Annotated in this window: 19 protein-coding genes; 4 read left to right on the top strand and 15 right to left on the bottom strand. The window is 39.9% G+C overall.

Translation table 11 applies throughout. The features are described 5' to 3' along the window. Positions 1–32: 32 nt before the first annotated feature. Positions 33–413, bottom strand: coding sequence for a hypothetical protein (locus RCG22_RS02465; protein ID WP_308105574.1), 381 nt, complete (start codon positions 411–413; stop codon positions 33–35). Between the two features lie 138 nt (positions 414–551). Beyond that, positions 552–1,034: a PaaI family thioesterase gene (locus RCG22_RS02460; RefSeq protein WP_308105573.1), complete on the bottom strand. Its 483-nt coding sequence runs from the start codon at positions 1,032–1,034 to the stop codon at positions 552–554. Positions 1,035–1,236: 202 nt separating this feature from the next. On the opposite strand from RCG22_RS02460, the gene RCG22_RS02455 reads away from it, so the two are divergent. After that, a complete protein-coding gene (locus RCG22_RS02455; protein WP_308105572.1) occupies positions 1,237–2,919 on the top strand; it encodes a sulfite exporter TauE/SafE family protein in 1,683 nt (560 codons plus the stop codon). 51 nt (positions 2,920–2,970) lie between these two features. On the opposite strand, the gene RCG22_RS02450 is transcribed toward RCG22_RS02455, so the two are convergent. The 3 genes from RCG22_RS02450 to RCG22_RS02440 all read right to left on the bottom strand — a co-directional run bounded on the left by RCG22_RS02450 (position 2,971) and on the right by RCG22_RS02440 (position 6,928). Then, the gene (locus RCG22_RS02450; protein ID WP_308105571.1) at positions 2,971–4,728 is read right to left on the bottom strand and encodes a bifunctional metallophosphatase/5'-nucleotidase; all 1,758 of its coding nucleotides are present in this window, start codon (positions 4,726–4,728) and stop codon (positions 2,971–2,973) included. Between the two features lie 190 nt (positions 4,729–4,918). After that, complete coding sequence (locus tag RCG22_RS02445) at positions 4,919–5,917, bottom strand: VanW family protein (protein WP_308105570.1); 999 nt, start codon at positions 5,915–5,917, stop codon at positions 4,919–4,921. A 186-nt stretch (positions 5,918–6,103) separates the two neighbouring features. Continuing rightward, positions 6,104–6,928 carry a formate/nitrite transporter family protein gene (locus RCG22_RS02440; RefSeq protein WP_308105569.1) on the bottom strand — a complete coding sequence of 275 codons (825 nt, stop codon included), beginning with the start codon at positions 6,926–6,928 and terminating at the stop codon, positions 6,104–6,106. A gap of 225 nt (positions 6,929–7,153) precedes the next feature. On the opposite strand from RCG22_RS02440, the gene RCG22_RS02435 reads away from it, so the two are divergent. Then, positions 7,154–7,672 carry a methylated-DNA--[protein]-cysteine S-methyltransferase gene (locus RCG22_RS02435; protein WP_308105568.1) on the top strand — a complete coding sequence of 173 codons (519 nt, stop codon included), beginning with the start codon at positions 7,154–7,156 and terminating at the stop codon, positions 7,670–7,672. A gap of 29 nt (positions 7,673–7,701) precedes the next feature. Here RCG22_RS02435 and RCG22_RS02430 read toward each other — a convergent pair whose 3' ends face one another. Beyond that, on the bottom strand, positions 7,702–9,888 hold the full coding sequence (locus tag RCG22_RS02430; protein ID WP_308105567.1) for a SpoIID/LytB domain-containing protein: 2,187 nt from the start codon (positions 9,886–9,888) through the stop codon (positions 7,702–7,704). A gap of 441 nt (positions 9,889–10,329) precedes the next feature. On the opposite strand from RCG22_RS02430, the gene RCG22_RS02425 reads away from it, so the two are divergent. Then, positions 10,330–10,755, top strand: coding sequence for a hypothetical protein (locus RCG22_RS02425; protein WP_308105566.1), 426 nt, complete (start codon positions 10,330–10,332; stop codon positions 10,753–10,755). Positions 10,756–10,930: 175 nt separating this feature from the next. Here RCG22_RS02425 and RCG22_RS02420 read toward each other — a convergent pair whose 3' ends face one another. The 9 genes from RCG22_RS02420 to RCG22_RS02380 form a co-directional block, all read right to left on the bottom strand. Next, positions 10,931–12,118 carry an NAD(P)/FAD-dependent oxidoreductase gene (locus RCG22_RS02420; protein ID WP_308105565.1) on the bottom strand — a complete coding sequence of 396 codons (1,188 nt, stop codon included), beginning with the start codon at positions 12,116–12,118 and terminating at the stop codon, positions 10,931–10,933. A 181-nt stretch (positions 12,119–12,299) separates the two neighbouring features. After that, positions 12,300–13,283 carry a proline dehydrogenase family protein gene (locus tag RCG22_RS02415; protein ID WP_308105564.1) on the bottom strand — a complete coding sequence of 328 codons (984 nt, stop codon included), beginning with the start codon at positions 13,281–13,283 and terminating at the stop codon, positions 12,300–12,302. 185 nt (positions 13,284–13,468) lie between these two features. After that, positions 13,469–14,158, bottom strand: a complete 690-nt coding sequence (gene narI, locus RCG22_RS02410) for a respiratory nitrate reductase subunit gamma (RefSeq protein ID WP_308105563.1) — start codon at positions 14,156–14,158, stop codon at positions 13,469–13,471. A gap of 45 nt (positions 14,159–14,203) precedes the next feature. After that, positions 14,204–14,806: a nitrate reductase molybdenum cofactor assembly chaperone gene (gene narJ, locus RCG22_RS02405; RefSeq protein WP_308105562.1), complete on the bottom strand. Its 603-nt coding sequence runs from the start codon at positions 14,804–14,806 to the stop codon at positions 14,204–14,206. After that, on the bottom strand, positions 14,803–16,305 hold the full coding sequence (narH, locus tag RCG22_RS02400; protein ID WP_308105561.1) for a nitrate reductase subunit beta: 1,503 nt from the start codon (positions 16,303–16,305) through the stop codon (positions 14,803–14,805). The genes narJ and narH overlap by 4 nt, the downstream gene beginning before the upstream one ends. Further along, a complete protein-coding gene (locus tag RCG22_RS02395; protein ID WP_308107069.1) occupies positions 16,295–19,978 on the bottom strand; it encodes a nitrate reductase subunit alpha in 3,684 nt (1,227 codons plus the stop codon). The genes narH and RCG22_RS02395 overlap by 11 nt, the downstream gene beginning before the upstream one ends. After that, complete coding sequence (locus RCG22_RS02390) at positions 19,968–20,255, bottom strand: hypothetical protein (protein WP_166259632.1); 288 nt, start codon at positions 20,253–20,255, stop codon at positions 19,968–19,970. Before RCG22_RS02390 ends, RCG22_RS02395 begins: the two co-directional genes overlap by 11 nt. 19 nt (positions 20,256–20,274) lie before the next feature. Then, a complete protein-coding gene (locus tag RCG22_RS02385) occupies positions 20,275–20,586 on the bottom strand; it encodes a hypothetical protein (protein ID WP_286137782.1) in 312 nt (103 codons plus the stop codon). A 38-nt stretch (positions 20,587–20,624) separates the two neighbouring features. Continuing rightward, positions 20,625–21,050, bottom strand: a complete 426-nt coding sequence (locus RCG22_RS02380) for a hemerythrin domain-containing protein (protein WP_098260487.1) — start codon at positions 21,048–21,050, stop codon at positions 20,625–20,627. Positions 21,051–21,258: 208 nt separating this feature from the next. Between RCG22_RS02380 and RCG22_RS02375 the strand changes: the two genes are divergently transcribed. Then, complete coding sequence (locus tag RCG22_RS02375; RefSeq protein WP_166259638.1) at positions 21,259–21,714, top strand: S1 domain-containing RNA-binding protein; 456 nt, start codon at positions 21,259–21,261, stop codon at positions 21,712–21,714. The last annotated feature ends 100 nt before the right edge of the window (positions 21,715–21,814 follow it).

Raw genomic sequence — 21,814 nt, 5'->3', positions numbered from 1 at the left:
TTTATAGAAAAAGAATTTTGTATGTACGCTTATTACTTATAAAGTGCCTGCTGAACTTCCCAAATGAAATAATGCTTCGAATATTGTCTAATTTCAACTACAGCATCTTCCTCATTTCTTGTAAAAATAAGGCCGGCCCCCATCTGTTCTTGAAACATCCATCCTTTTGAAAACATATATTCCTTTACTACTTCATATCGACTATGATTAGTATTTATAGATAAATACCTACTCCGTTTTTCCGTTTTTGCAAACTGGACATATTCAGTATCGGAAAGTTTAAGCTTCATGGCTGAGATAATTAATCGGATGGGATTCTCCTCTTGTAATAAGGCAGAACCCAAAGTACTAATACCAATACAGGACCCTCCAACAATTACCACCAACAAGGTAATGATTATTCTTTTCCTCATCCCATCCGTCCTCCTCCAAAAATGATATTTATACTTAGTTAGACGAATAAGGAAGCGATTTGTTTCGAAATACGATATTTCATTTGTATTACAAAAATCCACTTTGCAATAATAGCAAAGCGGACCAGTCTTTCTATCTTATTTATTTAAGAAAGTAGTAGGCATGACAACCGCTACGACCTCACCTCGTGCACATAGAATATCATTTGCAAAGACCTCAGTCTCCACCTTGAATTTTTTCGGGTGGATCTCTTGGACCGTACCAATTGCTTTTAACGGTACCCCATGTGGAGTTGGTTTTAGAAAATTTACATTTAATGATGCCGTGACAAAACGTGGTGGTTCCACTCCATCCCCTGCTTCATGACCATTCTTTCGGTGCAGTGCTAACGCAGCCGATCCTGTTCCATGACAATCTATTAATGAAGCAACAATGCCGCCATAAACAAAACCGGGCAATGCTAGATGATTGTTTTCAGGTGTAAAGATGGTTACCGTCTGCTCCCCATTCCAACTCGTACGAAAATGGTGGCCTTCTTCATTTAACCGGCCACATCCATAACACCACGCAAAATCATCTGGATACTCATCCTGAATGGCATTTACTGTTTTCACTTCCATTAAACTCTCCCCCTTTTTCGAAAACGTTTACATAGATATGATATCATTGAAAAATTTCTCAGGTCAATTAATTGGCCAAATATTAGAAAAATAGACTGTTTTCACATAGTGCCTGACACCAGATTAAAATGAAACCAAACTGTCAGATTATACGTATATGAATTGACTGATTTGGAAGTCAAAGTTGAAAGGGAGATATATTATGGGAAACATATTTCTATTTACAATGATAATTGGTATAGGAGCCGGACTTATTTTAATACCCATTTTTACAAAAGAGCAGGGCAGCAAAAAAGAAGGCCAAAAACTGAAACTGGGAATATTTATTACCGTTGTTGTCATTCTCTTGCTTTCAGTGTTTTCATTCTATTATTTTAGTAATTTTGATAGAAACTTCTCTTCTTTATGGCTGTTAGGCCTCTTCCTTACCGCTGGTGGAGCTATCCTTGCTAAAGGCATCGAAAGAAAGGTCAAAGGACTCCTTTTCCTAGCATGTTTAGGACTGGGAATTTATTTCTTAACCGCCTTTATTTTTAATGCTGATGAAAAGTATAAACTCGCAAAAATGGATGAAAAGGTAGAGATTCAGACCTTTGATGAGCAGGAAACACCTGCAAGCGTTCCTCCTCAGTTTGCACGTAACAAAATGAAAAAGGCATTTGGGCAAGTCCCAAACACTAGTTACTACGAACTTGGAAATCTTCAAATTCAAAAGCTGAACGGAGATTATGTATATATTGCTCCGGTGGAATTCTCTGGATTTTTTAAGTGGTGGAAGGGAAATAGTACACCAGGCTACTTTACTTTAAGTGCAACGGATTCTACATCAAATCCTAAATTCATTAAATCTGAAATGGTTTATACTCCTTCCTCCTTTTTTAATAAAAATATTGAACGGCATATTCGTATGCAATATCCGAAGAAGATTTTCTACGGGGATGTTCAATTAGAAATTGACGAGGAAGGACAACCATTTTACATCCGTACCTATGGTGAATTTATTTCTGCCCGTAATGGATTTACAGCTAAAGGGCTAGTAGTCGTTGATTCTAAGAGTGGCGCAATAAAAGAATTTCCGCTAGCAGATGTTCCAGCGTTTATCGATGGAGCCGTCTCACCAGAAGCGGTTAGTTTGCAAAACAGTTATTACGGCAACTTTATTCATGGTTTCTGGAATAGTAAGTTTGGAAAATCAGACGTGAAACTCCCATCAGATGAAGGAACGGAGTCAAATGTTAGCCCGATCTTTGATGAAAATGGAACGATGTACTATTTTACTGATTTCACAAGTCCAAAAGAAGGTGTAGATTCTATGTTGGGATACTCGTTGACCAATTCCAGGACGGGAAAAGCAACATTCTATACAGGTAATCCTGAACAATCCTACATGGATTCACAGGGGGCCTTGCAAATCATAGAAAAGAAATTTATCGAAAAGAAATGGCATGGGCAAATGCCGATTCTCTACAATTTTTACGGAGAAGCCAGCTGGTTAACGGCTGTATTGGATTCAAACGGTTTTCTGCAAAATTACTTTATCGTTTCTGCAGCAAATCCAGAAATTTCTGTATACGCGACCACACCGAACGACTCACTTAAACAGTATAAAATTGCCTTGCAAAGGGGCAAAGGCACTGTAGACAGCAATTCTAAAGCAGAAGAAAAGCTAATCAGCGGTTCTGTGGTTAGAGTTTATAAAGAAAAAAGTGGAGATTTCACGGTTGTCTCATTTTTATTAGAAAACCGGCAAAATTTTATGATTTCATCAGAAAAGGTTCCACTTGCTATCTACTTAAAAGAAGGAGATAAAGTGACCGTCCGTTACTTAAACACCGGTGAAGACTTCCTGCCAGCTAAAGAGCTAACCATTGAGGCCTTACAATAGGGAACAACAAAAGGGTGTCAGGCACCAATTGGTGCCTAACACCCTTTTGTTTTACTGAACTCTATGGATACGATTTTGAATATGGAAGGTGAACGGTTTAGGCTGCGATGAAATAAAATGAACGAATGCCTCAAGGTCTATTGGACCGATTTCTTTGTTTCGGGCTTGGGCAAATAAGGTAAAGCCATCACCCCCATTAGAGAGGAAGCTATTCGCTGTCACAGAATATGTTTTATTAGGATCCATTTCCGTGCCATCTGGGAGCTTTACGCTTACGACCCTTTGCCCTGCCGGCTTCGTTGAATCCCAACTATAACTTAAACCAGAAACTTGCAACATATTCGTTTTGGCTGCACCCCACTGCTGGTTTAGTAATCCACGAATCTGCTCCCCAGTCATCGTCATTTTAACTAGGTCATTATTAAATGGCTGTACTGTGTAAATTTCACCCCATGTGATATCCCCTGGGTCGATATCCGCTCGGATTCCACCAGGATTCATAAAGGCTATTTCGGTATTCAGCGCCTTTCTTTGTGCATCTGCAATAAAATCACCAAGCTCAGATTCCCCATTTTCATTTAGCCTTGCGGACAGACCTTCAGATGAAGTGCCAACAACTTTATTAACAATTCGTTCTACTTTTGCTTCATAACCTGCAATCATCTTTTTCATTTCAGGGTCTGGCTTGATATCTTCTTGAAAAGTAGTTACAATTTCTGCTCTTTTTGAGACTATATCTTTCGTTTTAGGATCGATTGCTAGATCTACATCTGAAAAGGCCGTTCCGTAGGAATAGGCTTGGACAACCAGTTTATTGTCAATCGTAGCATTCATATAGGCATGATTATGGCCGCCGAAGATGATATCTACTTCATCGTCGACTCGGTTTGCAATATCGACAAGCTGCCCTGCTGGATTCTCTCCGTTTGGGCCTGAAATACCAGGGATATGGGCTAATACAACAATTGATTTTACGCCTTTCCTTTTCAACTCAGCCACATTTTGATTAATTGCTTCCACTTCATCCGTAAATGTTAATTCGGCCACCCCGCTTGGGTCAACGAGTTTTGGAGTTTCAGTCGTTACTACACCGATAAAACCGATGGGCATCCCATTTACTTTCATCACTTGATAAGGTGGAAGAATCGTCTCACCAGTTTTATCATTGACGACATTCGCAGCGATCCATGGAAATTTCGACCCGACAAAATTTCCTGTTTTCGCATGTGCCCCCCCTTTAATTAGACGAAGCAATTCTGTTACGCCTTCATCAAACTCATGATTACCTACTGTTCCAATATCAAATCCCAGTTTGTTCAAGACCTCAATCGTCGGTTCATCCTGTAATAGAGCGGAAACTGGAGGACTTGCTCCTACCATGTCTCCCGCTTGAACCAAAAGCGTATTTTTATTTTCAGCTTCCCGCTGTTTTAAATATGCTGCTAAATAATCCACGCGTCCAACCGGTTTTCCGTTTACTTTCCGCGTAATATTTATTTGACCATGCAAGTCATTGATACCTAAAAGTTGAACTTGAATAAACTGATTATTTGTTGCAGGTGGTTTTCCTTTGTTGGGATTAACAGCCTCCGGACGATTGGATATATGTCCATGGTACGTTTTCGATAGTCCTTGATTCTTTACCTTCGCCGACATTTGTCTGACTGCCTTTACAGACTGTGATTGGAGTATCTTTTGATCAGGCTGATCTGTTTCTGTTAGATTCCTTGCTTCTGCACTTTTATATCCCAATCCACCGATTACTATAACGAGAGTCAAGGATATAACCGCTTTCTTACACCATACCATGCCAATCCTCCTACCATTTTATCAATGAATCATGGTATTTTTTGTTTTCAAAGGAAGGAATATGCATATTTTATTAGGCTTTGAAAGGGAAAACCCACTATTACACTTCCACTTCGCAGTAGAAGGCATAATAGTGGGCTTTTTAAAGTAAGGCATTTTTCCGTTAAACTATTTTGGTGCCTGACACCGGTTAGTGTTTGGCTATTAGACTTTGGTAGGCTGCTGATGTCCTTATTTCGATTGTTAAGGTTCCTTTTTTATAGATGGATTTGATGATAAAGGGGGCTCCAGTAGTATTTTGAAATTGGAAGTCTGGTCCACCGTAAGATACGGTTGCATCTCTTCCGGCAGGAACATAGCCCACAGACAGGGAATGATGATGTTTTTCAATATAACTGACGCCTACCTGATCTACAGTATTGAACAGGGTCGATGACGTTTGGCAAATCCCGCCGCCGATTCCGTCGACTAGTTGCTTATTTACAATTTCCTTTGCCTTCTGATAGCCATGAGCAACATCACTTGGACCCACAGTGGTATTAAATGAAAAATTATCTCCCGCACCAACAATAATATTATTAATGGCCTCTGCCGATAGTTCAATATTCTTTGAACGGCCTATCACCCCGCTATTAAATCTCGTCGTATAGCTTGCCACGACCACTTCCTCTAAATGGTCAACATCCTCAGGTTTATAGCCGCTCTCGGTCACATATAGAGGCAATTCAATATCACCTCCTACGGCCGATGCTGTTATTACTTTTTCAACCAACTCTGACTCCTCTAAGATAATCCTCGGTTTTCCTTTAATGATTTGACCATTGGAGGCAAGCTTATCAAGAATCATTCGTTGGTCATATCCCTTGGTATTTTCCGTCCCTCTCGCTAAATTCTTTGCCCATATTTCAAGTTCCTTTTTATAGGTTTCATTATCGGTTCCAAACACCATTTCCACCGGTAAAAAGGTTTTCAAAATGGCTCTTGTATTTGGGTCGAGGACATTTACCGTGATTGGTTTAGGTTCTTCCACCTTCTGTGGTTCTTCTTGTGGTTTTTGCTCAGGTTGTTGCTGTTGTTCTGTTACTTTTTCTTCAACTGCCTTTTCTGTTTTCGTCTTTCCTGTACATCCGGCCATCACGATGAAGTTGCAGATTAATAAAATCGATACTAGCCAAGAGCGTTTTGTCATTTCCCCAACCTCATATCCTATATTTTCTTGTGTAGTAAATGCTGTACTCCAAACGAAGTCCATTCATTCTTGGATTTTATTCACAAGTGGATGTCAATATGACAAAAAAGAATCGATTAATTAGAAAAGCCCCTTGGATGTAAGGAGCTTTAACTGTGAAGATATAAGATTTAATAATGCTGCAAATTATCTTACGCTGCTTTTCATTATCGGTTGTACCACTTTCGGTTCCATATAAGGAAGTTCTTTTTTCTTATAAGCATGCCAATAGGCGAGTGCTATAAAGACTGAACCTCCTACTGCATTTCCCAGAAAGACAGGGATAAAATTTTCAATATATGCTAGCCAAGTAAAGTGTCCGGCAAATATTGCAGCGGGAATCACAAACATATTCGCTACAACGTGTTGAAATCCGATAGCGACAAATGCCATCGTTGGAAACCAAATACCTGCAATTTTTCCGACCATATCGTTTGCTCCATAACAAAGCCACACTGCCGCTGCCACCAGCCAATTACAGCCAATCCCCGAAATGAATGCTTGGAGAAAGGTGGCTTCTAATTTATGGTCAGCAATACTAATCGTTTTTTCCAAGAAGGGTCCTGTTTCAGTAAGTCCAACCAAGTGTCCAAAAAAGTAAGCTACAAAAAGGGCGCCGATAAAGTTACTGACCGTAACAAGAAACCAATTATTCATAACCTGTCTAGTGCTAATCTTATTTGCGATTCGAGCGAGAGGCACAGCCATCATATTTCCCGTCAATAGCTCACCACCTGCAAGCAAGGTGAGGATCAGGCCGATTGGGAAGACAGATGCACCAATCAAACTGCTTATCCCCTCTAAATTTCCTGTTAAAGTTGCTGTGACTCGAATGAAAAGTAAATAACCTAAAGCAATGAAGGCACCTGCTTCAAATCCTAAGATCAGGGTTTGTAATGTAGGGTATTTTGATTTCTTTACGCCATTTCCCACGGTAATTTCCATAATTTGTTCGGGTTTACTGTATCCCATAAGATATACTCCTTTTTAAATGCATCTTTAGTATGTGAAATGTTTAACATAATTCTATTTTATAACATTTTCTTCAAAAATCCTGTGACTATTTATTTAACTATTTTAGAGCGCTTACATTATCTTCGGTAATCTTTCTTTTCGACTTAAAAAAACTTACTTCCCATATTCAATAAGGTATACTGAAAATATCGGCAAATGATTAATAGATTGGAGCTTTTTACAATGGAAAAAAATATTATTTATTGGAGTTTGTTTCATCATGGACCATGGAAAATGTATCTTGCCGCAACGGTAGAAGGACTTTGTTATGTAGGTTCCAATCATAAGGATATGGAAGAACTGGTGAATTGGGTCCAAAAAAAACTTCCGCATCACTTATTAGAGCAAAATGATAAAAAATTAAAACCCTATGTAGACGAATTCACTGAGTATTTTGACGGGAAGCGCACGTCATTTAGCTTTCCAACCGATTTTCACGGAACTCCCTTTCAACAATCAGTTTGGAATGCTTTAAACAATATTCCATTTGGCAGTACACATACGTACTCCGAAGTTGCTGATATCCTGCAAATACCGAAATCGGTACGTGCCGTAGCTGCTGCCATCGGGGCGAACCCTATCTTAATAACGGTCCCTTGTCATCGTGTAATTGGTAAGAACGGAAAGTTAACTGGTTTTCGGGGCGGATTAGAGATGAAGGAAAAACTGTTGGCTATTGAAAAACACCATATTATTCCTTAAAAAACAAAGGCAGATGGTTGATCTGCCTTTTATTTTATATATTTACTTGAAACATAACCTGTGGTTTTACCGTATTTGATTTTTTTCCAAGAACCATTTGTTGAGACAATGGTCACAGATTGATTTTTCTTTAATGTACCAATGACTTTACTCCTGGTTGAGGCTGTAGCTCGTACATTTAGTCTTGATGCCGTCACTTTACCTGTTTTTGTTTTTACAACTTTTTTCACATTAAAAGTTGTGGTAATGCTCGACCGATTTTTATTTCTGTCTGATGCTGAAATGACAATGGAGTATTTTCCATTCCCTAGCGAAGCAGTGCTGTAACCAAGGTTAGTTGTACCTGCTTTGGTTGAAACGTCTTTTTTCAAGTAACTCAGGGTTCTTCCACTGCTATTCTTTATATAGACGGTAACATTTGCGGTCTCATTTGTCTTAAAAGAAATGCCGCCTTTATTTTTATTGTTGTCAACGCTTACCTTAACACTGCTTAATTTTGGAGCAGTCTTATCTTTTTTCAGTTCAAAGGATGGCAGTGTCGAAGATTTGTTATTACTTAGATCGACAGTAATAATACCTACATAATATTTTCCGTTTGGTAAAGAACTAATATTATATTCTTTCTTAACGATCCCTGGATTTGTTAGCTCATCTTTTGTCAAATAGATAATCTTACCCTTACTGTCTTTAAGGTAAACTGTTACTTCTGCTTTCTCGTTAAATTGAAACGAGATTAAAGCTTTATTCTTCTTGTAATCTACACTAACTTTTACTTCACTTATATTTGGGGCAAGTTTGTCTGAAATCGGTGCTGGTACCACTATTGGTTCAGTTGACACTTGCTCCTTCGTTCCTTCAGGAAGTTGTCCAGTTTGATCCTCTGTTACTGGTTCCACCGGTACTTCAGTTACTGGTTCCGTCGGTTCTACAGGTACATTTACAACTGTTACTGGTCGCTCACTGTATTCTTTAACAATAGCCGCTCCATCATAATAGAAGCCAAGAATCTCATCGTATTTTTGATGTCCAACCTCGGCACGATTCTCTGCACCCCATTGACTTAACCCAACTCCATGACCGTCTCCAAGACCTTTGACTGTAATGGTTTCGTTGGTCTCTGTTTTGTCCGTTACAAGATAGCTTTTCATGATTCGATTGCCAACCATAGCACGAATTTGCGAAGCCGCTACGTTTTTATATTCTATCATTTGCGGAATAAAAGAACCTTTTTCATCCATCTTATCTTTTGTGAAAAATTCAACTGTAATATCTCCTTTAGAGACTCGGCCTCCTGATGTAGGAGTGTGTAATGATAATACAGGGATTGCGGTTATTTTTATTTCCTTTTCAGCATAGCCATGGTTTGCCATCCATGCTTTAATCGTGTTTGTTATGGTTGTATCATTTTCTTTCATTTGACTCCATGTCAATTTGGCAGGTATAAATTGTTGTTTTTTTACAGAAAAATCCCAAGCTGTTTTTGCATCATACTTATCTTCTTTAATCGTCAAGTAAGAAACAGGTGAGGTGTTCCAACTATTTGCATTCGATTCTGTTTTCCCGCCATTACTGGCAGAGAAAACGGCACTGATTAAGCGTCCGTTTACCTTTAATACTTCCCCTTTTGTCTCGTCTACTGCCGCAGTGCTGTTTGGATGCCAATTGTATCCACCATATACTTGATAGTTGATGGTATCATCAATGGTTACCGCTTGATAGGATAAAGCATACGTTCGAGCAGCTACTGCTTGCGTTTTCAAGGCTTCTCGATGCCATTCCGCATACATTTCAGAAGGTACAACACCCTTTAAATAATCTTCCATGTAGACCTCGTTAATAGGGCGAACATACTTTGAATTTTCAGGGACAAATTGAAACGAACCAAGATAATTACGATTATTAATTGCTATATAGTTAGTTTCATTAAGTGGTAATAGCTTTACTGTTTCCGAAGTAAAAAGTGGTGTTGTCCCATCTAATATAGTTATTTTGTTATTATTATATTTTACGAGATAGGACTTTCCGGTTGTTAATCGGACAATTGATTGATCAATCAAATATTCGCCTGTGGGTTTAATCGTTACCTCTGTTTTATTGCCAAGATAATTAACCAGCTTTACTTTTACCTTTGGTTCTAGTTTTTCAGCTGATACACTTGGAATGAGTACATTTATTAATAATAATAAGGCCAGAAAACAGGCGCCCAATTTTTTCAAAATCATTCTCCGTTCATATAAGGATGAAGTACTTATATTAGAATATTACAGTATAAAACTATTAGTTTACTACTTGATAATTTTGGTAGGAAATAAAAAATTAACAAACTCACCAATTCGGTGAGTTCAAGCTTAAAAAGTCCAATTTAGTAATGCGTTTAATTTAACAAGGAAAAAATACCCATCCCTACATGCCACATTTCAATGAACGATGTTTCAAGAAAATAAATTTTCCGACAAATATCTGCATATTTCGAGTTGAGTCAGCAGACAAACCTAAAATATGATATAATATTTTTAAACGTACTGATTTTTTAGAGAGTGCTGCATAGGTAAATACTCCTAATCAGATGAAATCACATAAATTTCTTACTCACTATCTCATTGAAATTCATCTTTATGAATCGGCTAATGAAATGAAAATATAGAAAGGGTGTTTTTATGGAAAATTTTATCGAAACTGTTTATTTCTTAGAAAATCCTGAAAAGAATATTATTAAATTTGCAACTGGCACCCAGTTGCGCTATGAGGATGTAATAAAAGAGGTTTTTGGAGTTGCATGTATCAATGATTTGCATATGATGATCCAATATAACAAGAGTTTTCAGACAAGCATATGTAACAGTCATGGAATTAGCGAAAAGAAAATAACTCTTGATAGGATTCTTCGTGTTGCTTCAAAAATAGATATGCTTCAACTAAAGAACCAGTTAATCGATCAAAAGACTAATAGGTTGGATGAGGAACCCGAAAACGGCAACTTCCCGATCACATGCCCTTTTAATGACACAATCAAGCTTCAAGAAGGTATCTTTCAATGGGATGATAATAACTTTTCTTATAATGCTGTAAAACCTGGTGCCTGACACCGTTATCTTTGATAACTGATGCGTTAGGATTTCATGAAAAAACCCTCAGGATTATCCATCCTTGCGGGTTTTTATCACTTAACTATTTCATTTTTCCTTTTACCGCAAAAATCCACATTAATACCAAAATCCCTTTTTTAGCACAGCAACTGTTGTGAGCGACTGGCTAAAATTAGTTTTTCCATTGTTTGCGAACTAGTGGCAAACCGCCTAACATAAAATAATAGCGCATTTCGATCATCCATTTCATCCATGCAGCAAAATGTCCGCTGATATGATGATCATAAACTATCCCCGTAGCATTACCTTTTCCTAAAGATATAACGGTTCCACGATGAATATACTGGAACGGTTTAGTAGGCTGACCATAAATTTTCATGGCCATATTATAGGCACAATACTGTCCTTGTTGAATAGCAATTTGGGCGGTGGGTAGATACGGGTTACCTTTTTCATTTAAACTGACTGAGGCATCGCCGATCACATAGACATCATGACAGCCAGGAACTTCACAAAACTCATTCAATTTGACTCTGCCATCTAACAATTCAAACCCTAGTCCGTCTAGAAGTGGATTCCCCATAACCCCGCCTGCCCAGATAAACGTGTCAGTCGGAACTTCAGTGCCATCTTCTAAAATAATCTTTCTATCCTCGACCCTCGTCACCTGTAGGCCGACTTTATATTCTATATTCGTTTTTCGGAGTGAATTAACGGCATCAGAGACTATTGCTTCTGGAAAACCTTGAAGTATACCTTGGTTTGGTTCTACAACAATAATGTTTACATCATTAGGAACCACTTTAAAACGTTTGCACAGAATAGGGATACTATTAGTTAATTCATGGATAAACTCCATCCCTGTAAATCCTGTACCACCAATCACCAAGTTTAATTTTCCTGCTCGCTGCTGGCTAAATTCCTGAAACTTTTCTTCAATATGTTGTCGCAAACGGTACGTTCCTTCCCAATTGAATAAAAAGAAGGCATGTTCCTCTAATCCAGGGATGTTAGACGTTTTTGGAGTTCCGCCAATGCCCACAACTACGTAATCATAATTTAGAGTCTGATTTTTACATATGACCCGTTTCCGTTCTATGTCCAAACCGGTGACTTCATCTTGTATGAATGTGACTCGCTGGGAATCAATTAATTCCAGAATTGGCAGTTTAATAGATTCTGGATTCACCGTCCCTGCTCCTGCTTCGTGTACCTTGGTCGTAAAATAGTGATAATCATTTTTATTGACCAAATAAATTTCAATTCGGGATGGATGCACTTTTTTCTGCAAAGTAACTGCGGTCATTAATCCCGCGTAGCCTCCGCCTAGGATTACCACTTTCTTTTTATCATAATCCACAGTTTGCTCACTCCTTCACAATCTCTATACTCTTATTATAGAGATAATTTACCAATTTACGCAATAGGTAAGAGTTAGAAATTTAACGATACACAAAAGTTTCATAATTTACACTGCTCTATAACGCTGACAAATAACCTCCCATTTGCTGAAATGGGAGGTTGATAAATTTTGCTAATGTTTAGCGACGCTTTTTCTTTTCAGCCTTTGTTAATCTTCCTAATATGAACGCACCTGCTGCTACACCGATAACAGTGTTTGTTTTTTTATTAAAGACCTGCTTAGCCACAAGATTTAGGTTTTGCGGTCTTTCTGCTAGACGTCTCATGAAATAACCGTACCAATCATTGCCGAAAGGAACGTAGGTACAGAAATTATAGCCTTCACTGGCTAATTGCAGTTGCATTTCTTTTCTAAAGCCATAAAGCATTTGAAATTCAAATTTATCATTTGGAATATCGTGCTTCTTAACAAATTCCTTAATATGGTTAATAATTCGATGATCATGCGTCGCAATCGAAGTGAATTTACCATTTAATAGATGCCACTCGGTAATTTTAATAAAGTTTTCATCAATATCCGTTTTATCTTGATAGGCAATTTCTTCTGATTCTTTATAGGCACCTTTAACAAGACGAATCCGGAAATTTTTATATCTTTCAAGGTATTCTTGTGCTTTGTGGAAATAAGATTGAATAACCGTTCCAACATTAGTATATTCGAGTGACAGGTCGTCCAATAAATTAAAGGTGGGCTCTAGGTGTTTGAAGTCCTCCATATCAATATTGACAAAAATATCGTATCGATGTGCTCTATCGACGATTTCTCTTACATTATTGAGACAAAATTGATAGTCAATATCTAATCCGACTTGCGTTGGTTTTAAGGAAATATGTGCATCCACTTTATTCTCCTGAATGGCTTCGATTACCTTAAGGATTTGTTCTTTCGCAGCAGTTGCCTCTTCTTCTTTAAAAACGAATTCCCCTAAATTATCAACAGTACAAGAGATTCCATGTGCATTAAGCTCCTTAATACTTTTGATTACTTCCGATATATTTGTACCAGCTACGACACTTTGTGCCCCTAGTTTTAAGCCGTATTTTTTAGCTGTACTATTTAAAAATTGATTTTGTGATAAACCCATAAAAATATCTTTCAACATAGCGATTACCCCTTGCTGTTGTTTTTAAATCCATTATAGCATACGCTTTCAATAAAGTTTATTTTGAGAATTTTCTATAAATAAGGTGCCTGACACCGCCCAGAATTTCGCTTTTAGACAAAAATAAACAGCCAAAATTGATGGCTGTTTTTTTAGTAGGTTTTCCTATGGTGTCAGGCACCCAATCAGCTCTTATCATACCCATTCCGGGAGCGGTATTGCTGTGGAGCCCTTGTTGGATAACGTGCCGGGAAACTAAACATATGGATAAGTTGGGTAAATGGTATGGATGCAAATAAAAAGAATGACAAAACAACATGGATCTTAAAAACGGTGGGTATCCCTAACATGAGTTCAGATAAGGGTTGGAAGGTGAATAAACTCCGGAACCACGGACCAATCGTTAATCGATACTCATAGGCTACCACTGTATAACTATAAATTAGTGTCATATAGGTGCCAAGGGCAGCAATTATGAGTAACAGAACAATCGTGAAATAATCGCCAAAGGTCGTATGTACGCGGACCTTCGGAAACGACCACTTCCGAATGATCATCACCACCAAGCCAATGACAACCATTAATCCTGCGATTCCTCCCCCTGCAATTGCGCCCATATGGTACAGATGTTCACCAATTCCTAGTGCTTCATAGACTCCGATTGGAATCAAGACGCCCATTACATGACCAATAAAGGCAAAAATAATCCCATAATGAAAAAGGACAGAACCGAATCGCAGCCACTTTTTCTCAAAAATTTCTGTTGACGGGGCATACCAGCTTTTCCCTCGAAAAATAAAGCGATAAAAAGTTCCCACGATGAGAATGGTACCGCATATATAAGGAAAAATGGTCCACCAAAAAATCATTTCCATCTCCTACCTCCTTCTTAGACTAGCTTTGAAGTACTGAGTAACTTACTATCGATACATTACAGGATAGGGAAGTTCATCCAGATCAGCTTCCTCACGTTCATTTTCCAAGAAATCGATTTCTTCTTTTTTCGGTGCTGTAAAGACAAACATCATCAAAAGGTCAATCGCTTTGTGATATGGATTGCTGCTGGGAAGATTGTTTAAAAGCCTATGGATGGCATAGGACAGACGGCGCTTGAGCATGATTATATTTTCTTCCGCCGGTGCCACTGCCAAAAGTTCCAATAACATCGGGATATAATCAGCCAGTTCCTTCCCCTCATATTCAAAGCCTGCTTCGCAAATGAGCTTTTGTAATTTAATTAAGGCGGCACCACGTTTCCGACTGTCTCCCAGCTCATGGGCGGTTAAATATAGACTCGTTTTTTCCTTATAATCAAATGTTTCCACATAAAGTTCTTGGAGTTTCTTTTGCCCCATATCAAATAATGGGGCAATCCTATCCAAAATATCCTTCCGCTGCGTTTCTTCGTGAATCTGTTCATTGACGAATTTTTCAATGATAGGGCGCTCTTCAAAAAAATCATCATTTGGATATTCCAAAATCCTGGACATGATTACTAACAGGGCGGAGGATTCATTTGTCATTGACTTTCACTTCTTTCATATGGATATGTCGTCATTCCTTCAGCCGGTGCTATATCTTCAATGCTGCAGGAACCCTGCTTATAATGTAAATCCCCATCCATTTCACGGCGGCCGGTTGGAATGACAAATCGTTCGTTATATTTGGCCACGGCAAGTAAGCGCGCCATCTCTTCAAGCTCCTCCGGTGTTGTTTTCGCTTCTTCTAAAAGCTTGCTGACCTTCAGTTTATCGGCCCCACCCACCGTCTTTTCACGCATATGAACGCGCATGGCTGCCATTTTTAATAGGACTCTGCGGATTACATCCGTGTCGTCTGCAGATAACAAGGATGCTAAGTATTCCATTGGAATCCGCATTTGATCAACAGCCGGTATATAACCATCGGCACTCAACTCATTTTCATTCGTAATATGATTCATGATTGGGCTGAGTGGCGGAACATACCAAACCATTGGCAATGTCCGATATTCCGGGTGAAGCGGCAACGCGATTTTCCACTTCATCGCCATCTTATAGACAGGTGAAGCCTGTGCACTCTCAATCCAGCTATGATTGATTCCCTGTTTTTCTGCCTCCTCAATTATCTTAGGGTCAAACGGATCTAGAAATACCGAGAGCTGTGCTTCATACAATTCCTTTGGATCTTCAACAGACGCAGCTTCTTTCACCCTGTCTGCATCATATAATACAACTCCGATATAGCGAATCCGGCCCACACAGGTTTCTGAACATATCGTCGGGAGTCCGGCTTCCGTCCGTGGATAACAGAAATTACATTTCTCTGCTTTATGGGTATTCCAATTGTAATACACCTTATGATAGGGACAGCCATTCTGGCAGAAACGCCAGCCCCGGCAGGCATCCTGGTCGACAAGGACAATCCCATCCTCATCCCTTTTATATAAAGCACCAGTAGGGCACGAGGCCACGCAAGATGGATTAAGACAATGCTCACAAATTCTTGGCAAATACATCATGAATGTCTTTTCATATTCCATTGCTATATGTTCCTGAATCTTTTGGACATTGGGATCCATCGGAACCACGGCACTGCCCCCCGCTAGGTCATCATCCCAGTTAGGGCCCCATTCAGGTTTATCCATAAATTTACCTGTAATCATCGACTTCGGCCGTGCCACCGGTAAATTTTCTTTCTTCGGGCTATTATGCAAATGTTGAAAATCGTACGTCCATGGCTCATAAAAATCGTCTAATTCAGCCATATTGGGATTGTAAAAAATATTTGCTAGCTTCGAGATAGGTCCCCCTGCTCTTAAATGTAATTTTCCATTTCGCATGACCCAGCCGCCCTTGTAGCGGTCGGTATTCTCCCATTCTTTGGGATAACCGGGCCCTGGTCGTGTCTCCACATTGTTATACCAGACGTATTCCATCCCTGGGCGGTTTGTCCAGACATTTTTACAGGTAACAGAACAAGTATGACAGCCAATACATTTATCAAGGTGCATGACCATTGCCACTTGTGCTTTAATTTTCAAGCCAATCGACCTCCTTTAATGGCCGGACAATCGTCAATGTGTCCCTCTGACTTCCTGTGGGACCATAATAATTAAACCCGTAGCTTAGTTGCGAATACCCGCCAATCATATGAGTGGCTTTTGGGTAAATTCTCGTCACGCTGTTGTGTGTCCCACCACGAGTTTTATTAATGGTATTACCCGGCACACCCATGGTTCGATCCTGTGCATGATGCATATAGACAGCCCCGCGCGGCATCCGGTACGTTAATACAGCTCTGGCGACAACGACACCATTACGATTGTAAAGTTCAATCCAATCATTATCCTTTATGCCGATTTCTGCCCCGTCCTCTTCATTCATCCACACCACCTGCCAGCCCCGGAATAACTGAATCATATTGGTTGTATCCGTAAACATGGTATGAATGCCCCACTTTTGGTGGGGAGTCATATAGCGAAGCGTAATCGATTTCCCTTGATTCTCCACTTCCTTTTCACCTTTAATAAAAGGTCCCTTAGAAATTGGCGGGATATACAAGGGAAGTCCCTCGCCATAATCAAGCATAACTTCATGATCGAGATAAAAGCTTTGCCGTCCCGTAAGTGTATGCCATGGAATATGGTATTCCTTATTTACCGTGAACGGCGAATAGCGGCGATTATCATTTTCGAGGCCACTCCAAACAGGTGTTGATATGGCTTGGCGCGGCTGGATTGTTAATGCATCGAGTGTATAATCCTCCTCTTCGCGCCCCTCTGAAATATGTGCAAGCTTTTTACCCGTTTTTTCCTCCATCGACTTCCAGCCTTCAACCGCCCGTTTCCCGTTTGTGGCACCGGACATTAACAGGATGGCATTGATTGCCTTTTTATCAGAATATAAATCTGGATAACCCTTTCCGATCCCTTCATGCTTGGACGTTCCAAGTCGACTGAGTAATTCCTTGTACACTTTATCGCCTGGAATACGAACACCCTTTGTTCCATATCCATTCTTAATATTGGGCCCGACCGTGATCCACATATCATAGACATGAGGATAATCCCGTTTTAAAATCGTGAAGTTTGGCATAGTTTTCCCAGGAATTGCCTCCACTTCGCCCTTCCGCCAGTCTTTCACTTTTCCAAATGGCTGGGCAATTTCATTAATCGTATCATGAGCAAGCGGAGACATAATCAAGTCTTCTTGGGCAGGAAGATGTTCCTTAGCAAGTTCAGAGAAAACCTTAGCTATTTCTCGGAATGCATCCCAATCACTTCTCGTCTCCCATGGAGGGTTAATCGCCGCATTAAATGGATGCACAAATGGATGTAGATCTGTGCTGCTTATATCATATTTTTCATACCAGGTCGCTGCAGGCAAAATAATATCTGAAAACAGTCCTGAGCTAGTCATTCGGAAATCCATACTTACAAAAAGGTCGGTCTTACCTTCTGGCGGCGTTTCGGTAATATTCACATCTTTTGGCTGCCACGAGTTTTCAACCTCTGAAAGGACTGAATCCTTTGAGCCAATTAAATGTTTCACAAAGTACTCGTGGCCCTTTCCACTGTCACCCAGCAAATTTGAGCGCCAATTAAAAAACACACGCGGAAAGTTACGCGGGTCATTCGGATTTTCAATCGCAAAATCAAGCTTACCTTCTTTTAGCTGCTTCGCCACATCTTCAATCAATGCAAGGTCGTTAACCGTCCGTGATCTCGCCTCTTTCATCACTTCCAGTGAATTTTGTGAAAGCTGTGGAAAGCTTGGCAGCCAGCCTAAACGTGCTGACATCGCATTAAAATCAGCAGGATGCATTTTTGCATATTGGCTTCCCCAATCCGTTTGTGAATCGTTGGCATCATATTCATAGCGAAATTGTTCCGTCGCAAAATAAAAGAAGGATGTCCCGTTCATAAAGCGTGGTGATTTTACCCAATCATTCGCAAACGCAATTTGCGAAAATCCTTCCAAAGGACGAACCTTCTCCTGGCCAACATAATGGGCCCAACCGCCGCCATTTACCCCTTGCGAACCCGTTAATAAGACGAGATTCAAAATCGACCGGTAGATTTGATCACTGTGGAACCAGTGGTTTGTGCCGCCGCCCATTGCAATCATAGATTTTCCTTGCGTTCGGGCAGCATTATCAGCAAATTCTCTGGCCACCTGGATTACATGTGCTTGATTCACACCTGTAATACTTTCCTGCCATGCCGGTGTATAGGGCTTATTTGCATCATGATAATCAACAGGGTAATCACCTGGAAGACCTCGGTTTACCCCCGTATGCGCAAGCATCAAATCGTAGACAGTCGTAACGATTAGTTCATTTCCAGATTGGTCCTTAATACGCTTTATCGGAACACCACGTTCGCTTTTTCCGCCCTCAATTTCAGCAAAATACGGGAATTCAACCATTGCTACATCATCTTTTTCATTTAATAAGCTAAGCTGGGGACTAATTTGTGAACCGTCTTCCGCCGCTAAATCTAAATTCCACTTATTACCTTCATCCCATCTAAAACCTTGGCTGCCATTTGGAATGGCAAATTTCTTTAGCTTTTCATCCCAGACCACAGTTTTCCAGTCACCTAATTTATCTTCTTGGTCAGAAATATCAGATGCTCGTAAAAAACGATCGGATCGATAGCTGCCATTCTTTTTCGTTAACGTAACAAGATAGGGCAAATCAGTATATTGTTTTGCATATCCACTAAAATAGGGTGTTTCTTGATCCACATAAAATTCCTTTAAAATGACATGCGTCATTGCCATCGCAAGGGCCCCATCGGTCCCGGCCTTGGCCGGCAGCCACATATCGGCGAACTTATCATATTCCGCATAGTCAGGACTAACACCGACTACTTTCGTTCCGTTATAGCGTGATTCCACCATAAAATGGGCATCAGGAGTTCTTGTTTGCGGGATATTCGTTCCCCAAATAATGAAATACTTTGAATTATACCAATCCCCACTTTCAGGAACATCCGTTTGATCCCCCCATACTTGAGGGGATGCAGGCGGAAGATCGGCATACCAATCGTAAAAGCTTAAAATGGTCCCGCCAATTAATGATAAAAATCTCGTTCCACCGGAATAACTGACCATCGACATCGCAGGAATGGGGCTAAACCCAACAACACGGTCCGGGCCATATTTTTTAATTGTATAAATAGTCGAGGCTGCAATCATCAGACAAACGTCTTTCCACGTGCCCCGGACAAATCCGCCTTTCCCACGAGCCTGCACATATTGTTCGCGTTTTTTCGGATCGGTCACAATATTTTCCCATGCTTCAATAGGGTTACTGGCCCGGGTTAGTTCGTCTTGCCACAATGCATACAAATCTCCGCGAACATACGGGTATTTCACACGAGTGGGGCTATATGTATACCAGGAAAAACTGGCTCCACGCGGACAGCCTCTTGGTTCATATTCCGGGAAATCATCACCAGTTGATGGATAATCCGTTTGCTGAGTTTCCCAAGCGATTATCCCATCCTTAACATGAATCTTCCAACTGCAGGAGCCAGTGCAGTTCACCCCGTGTGTCGAACGAACGACTTTATCATGCTGCCAGCGTCGTCGGTAGACCTCCTCCCAATCCCGGGGACGAGGGTTCTCTTCTGTCCACCCCCCATTAATTCGTTCCCCGCGCACTAAATGTTTAAGAGAATGAAGGAGGTTATTTTTTTTAGACTGCATCGCTGTCATCACTTCCTCTCAATATATCTGCTAATGGGTTAAACTCTTCACCTAAAAGTCGGAATGATTCTTTCCCGCTTTGTAACTCTTCCAGAAAGATATCCCAATTGGCTGCATTGGCAGCTGCAAGAATTAGCCTCTGCAACGTATTCATATCATCTATTTCATAGATTTCTTGTATTAATACTCCAGATAATTCCCCAAAGCGCATTCTAAGTACTGCAATTAAATCCTCTCGATCATCGATAAGTAAATGATCATTTTCAAATGAAAACAATGGTCCCGTCATCTCCTTCTTACAGTCTAATCATTTTATAATAATCCGAGATTAACAGTGATTTACATTTCTCAGCTGCTTCTTTAAAAAAATGTTCCACCTGTTCATCGGGGTTCATCGCTTGTTCAAAGCTCACATGCGTGGAAATAGATTGCGAAAATGATTGCGAAAATCTTAAGGTGATATCATAGCCTGTTTCATCTTTTTTGACTGTCCCGTGGATATCGTAAGGTTGGATATGATAACTTGAGAATATATCGGTCAATTGTTTAAATAATTCCGGTGCCGCAAACCGTAATAACTTTTCCTCGAGTTCCTGTGGATTGCTCATTTTCACCCTCACTTCCTGTTTTACCCAAATTTTCCTGCTTATTTTTCTCCGTGGTTAAGAAGTTTATTCATTTCATCTGCATTATGGATTTCATCAATGATGACAAGACTATCTAGTAATGTAACCATTTGTTGGTCAGGCTGTTGTGATTGAAGTCTATTTTTCAAGGTTTCTACAATCCTGCGCATAAGATCATGATCCCGTGTTAACTGAATCACAGTTGAGATCATATCTGGATTCTCATCCACAATATCCTTATATAGCCCTTCCTCTTCCGCCTCCGCATGTTTCAATGTCCTTGATTCCCAGTGTTCAATCGCTACCTCAATCACCTGTAATGCCTTTTCCGTTTCATTATCTTCTAGACATCTCTGAAATAATTCTCTTAACTCAAGTGCCTCATTGAGTGCTGCTTCATGAATGGATGAATGAGCATCCCGTTTTCTTAAACTTGGACCTGACAAAGTCATTTCACTCCTTAATTGCCCTAATATTTTTTAACTAAAAAATGGTAATCTTTATATTCTATTCCATATCACTCATCATTAAACTTTAGAATTTAAGAACGTTTCAAAAAAAAGGTGTCAGGCACTACAGGAAAGAATTGATATTATCCCTATCTATTTGTTATAATGAGGTAGTTGTAACATTATTGAGGAGGAACACTTTTTTATGTCAATCGAGGTAGGTACTAAGGTACAAGGTAAAGTAACAGGCATCACTAGTTTTGGGGCATTCGTAGAATTGCCTGGTGGAACAACAGGGTTAGTCCATATCAGTGAGGTAGCGGATAGCTATGTTAAAGACGTTAATGACCATCTTAAAGTTGGCGACCTAATTGAAGTAAAAGTAATTAGTGAGAAGGACGGAAAGACTGCCTTGTCCATCAAAAAAGCTATAGATAAGCCCGAAGGACAAACCTCGTCTTATTCCCAACGACCACCACGTCAGGGAAGAGTAGATAGCCGTTCGAAAGATTTTCGTTCAAAAGGCGGAAGCAATTTTAAACCTAAAGAAAACTTTGAAGACAAAATGGCTAAATTTTTAAAGGCTAGTGAAGAGAATCTATCCACCCTAAAACGCAGCACTGAAACAAAACGGGGCGGCAGAGGCGGAAGACGCGGATAACTGTAACGTTTTTAATACATCAACATATAGTAAAAGGCAAACATGGTATTGACATGTTTGCCTTTTTAATTGGATAGGAAATTACCCGCCTTTTGTTCTT

Origin of the sequence: Neobacillus nitrireducens (genome assembly GCF_030915405.1) — a bacterium.
Lineage (GTDB): Bacteria > Bacillota > Bacilli > Bacillales > Cytobacillaceae > Neobacillus.
This window is presented reverse-complemented; position numbering and strand designations above follow the sequence as displayed.

Coding starts and splice junctions, on each gene's coding strand:
- RCG22_RS02465 (WP_308105574.1), bottom strand. CDS start 413: ATGAGGAAAAGAATAATCATTACCTTGTTGGTGGTAATTGTTGGAGGG.
- RCG22_RS02460 (WP_308105573.1), bottom strand. CDS start 1,034: ATGGAAGTGAAAACAGTAAATGCCATTCAGGATGAGTATCCAGATGAT.
- RCG22_RS02455 (WP_308105572.1), top strand. CDS start 1,237: ATGGGAAACATATTTCTATTTACAATGATAATTGGTATAGGAGCCGGA.
- RCG22_RS02450 (WP_308105571.1), bottom strand. CDS start 4,728: ATGGTATGGTGTAAGAAAGCGGTTATATCCTTGACTCTCGTTATAGTA.
- RCG22_RS02445 (WP_308105570.1), bottom strand. CDS start 5,917: ATGACAAAACGCTCTTGGCTAGTATCGATTTTATTAATCTGCAACTTC.
- RCG22_RS02440 (WP_308105569.1), bottom strand. CDS start 6,928: ATGGGATACAGTAAACCCGAACAAATTATGGAAATTACCGTGGGAAAT.
- RCG22_RS02435 (WP_308105568.1), top strand. CDS start 7,154: ATGGAAAAAAATATTATTTATTGGAGTTTGTTTCATCATGGACCATGG.
- RCG22_RS02425 (WP_308105566.1), top strand. CDS start 10,330: ATGGAAAATTTTATCGAAACTGTTTATTTCTTAGAAAATCCTGAAAAG.
- RCG22_RS02415 (WP_308105564.1), bottom strand. CDS start 13,283: ATGTTGAAAGATATTTTTATGGGTTTATCACAAAATCAATTTTTAAAT.
- narI (WP_308105563.1), bottom strand. CDS start 14,158: ATGGAAATGATTTTTTGGTGGACCATTTTTCCTTATATATGCGGTACC.
- narJ (WP_308105562.1), bottom strand. CDS start 14,806: ATGACAAATGAATCCTCCGCCCTGTTAGTAATCATGTCCAGGATTTTG.
- RCG22_RS02395 (WP_308107069.1), bottom strand. CDS start 19,978: ATGCAGTCTAAAAAAAATAACCTCCTTCATTCTCTTAAACATTTAGTG.
- RCG22_RS02385 (WP_286137782.1), bottom strand. CDS start 20,586: ATGAGCAATCCACAGGAACTCGAGGAAAAGTTATTACGGTTTGCGGCA.
- RCG22_RS02375 (WP_166259638.1), top strand. CDS start 21,259: ATGTCAATCGAGGTAGGTACTAAGGTACAAGGTAAAGTAACAGGCATC.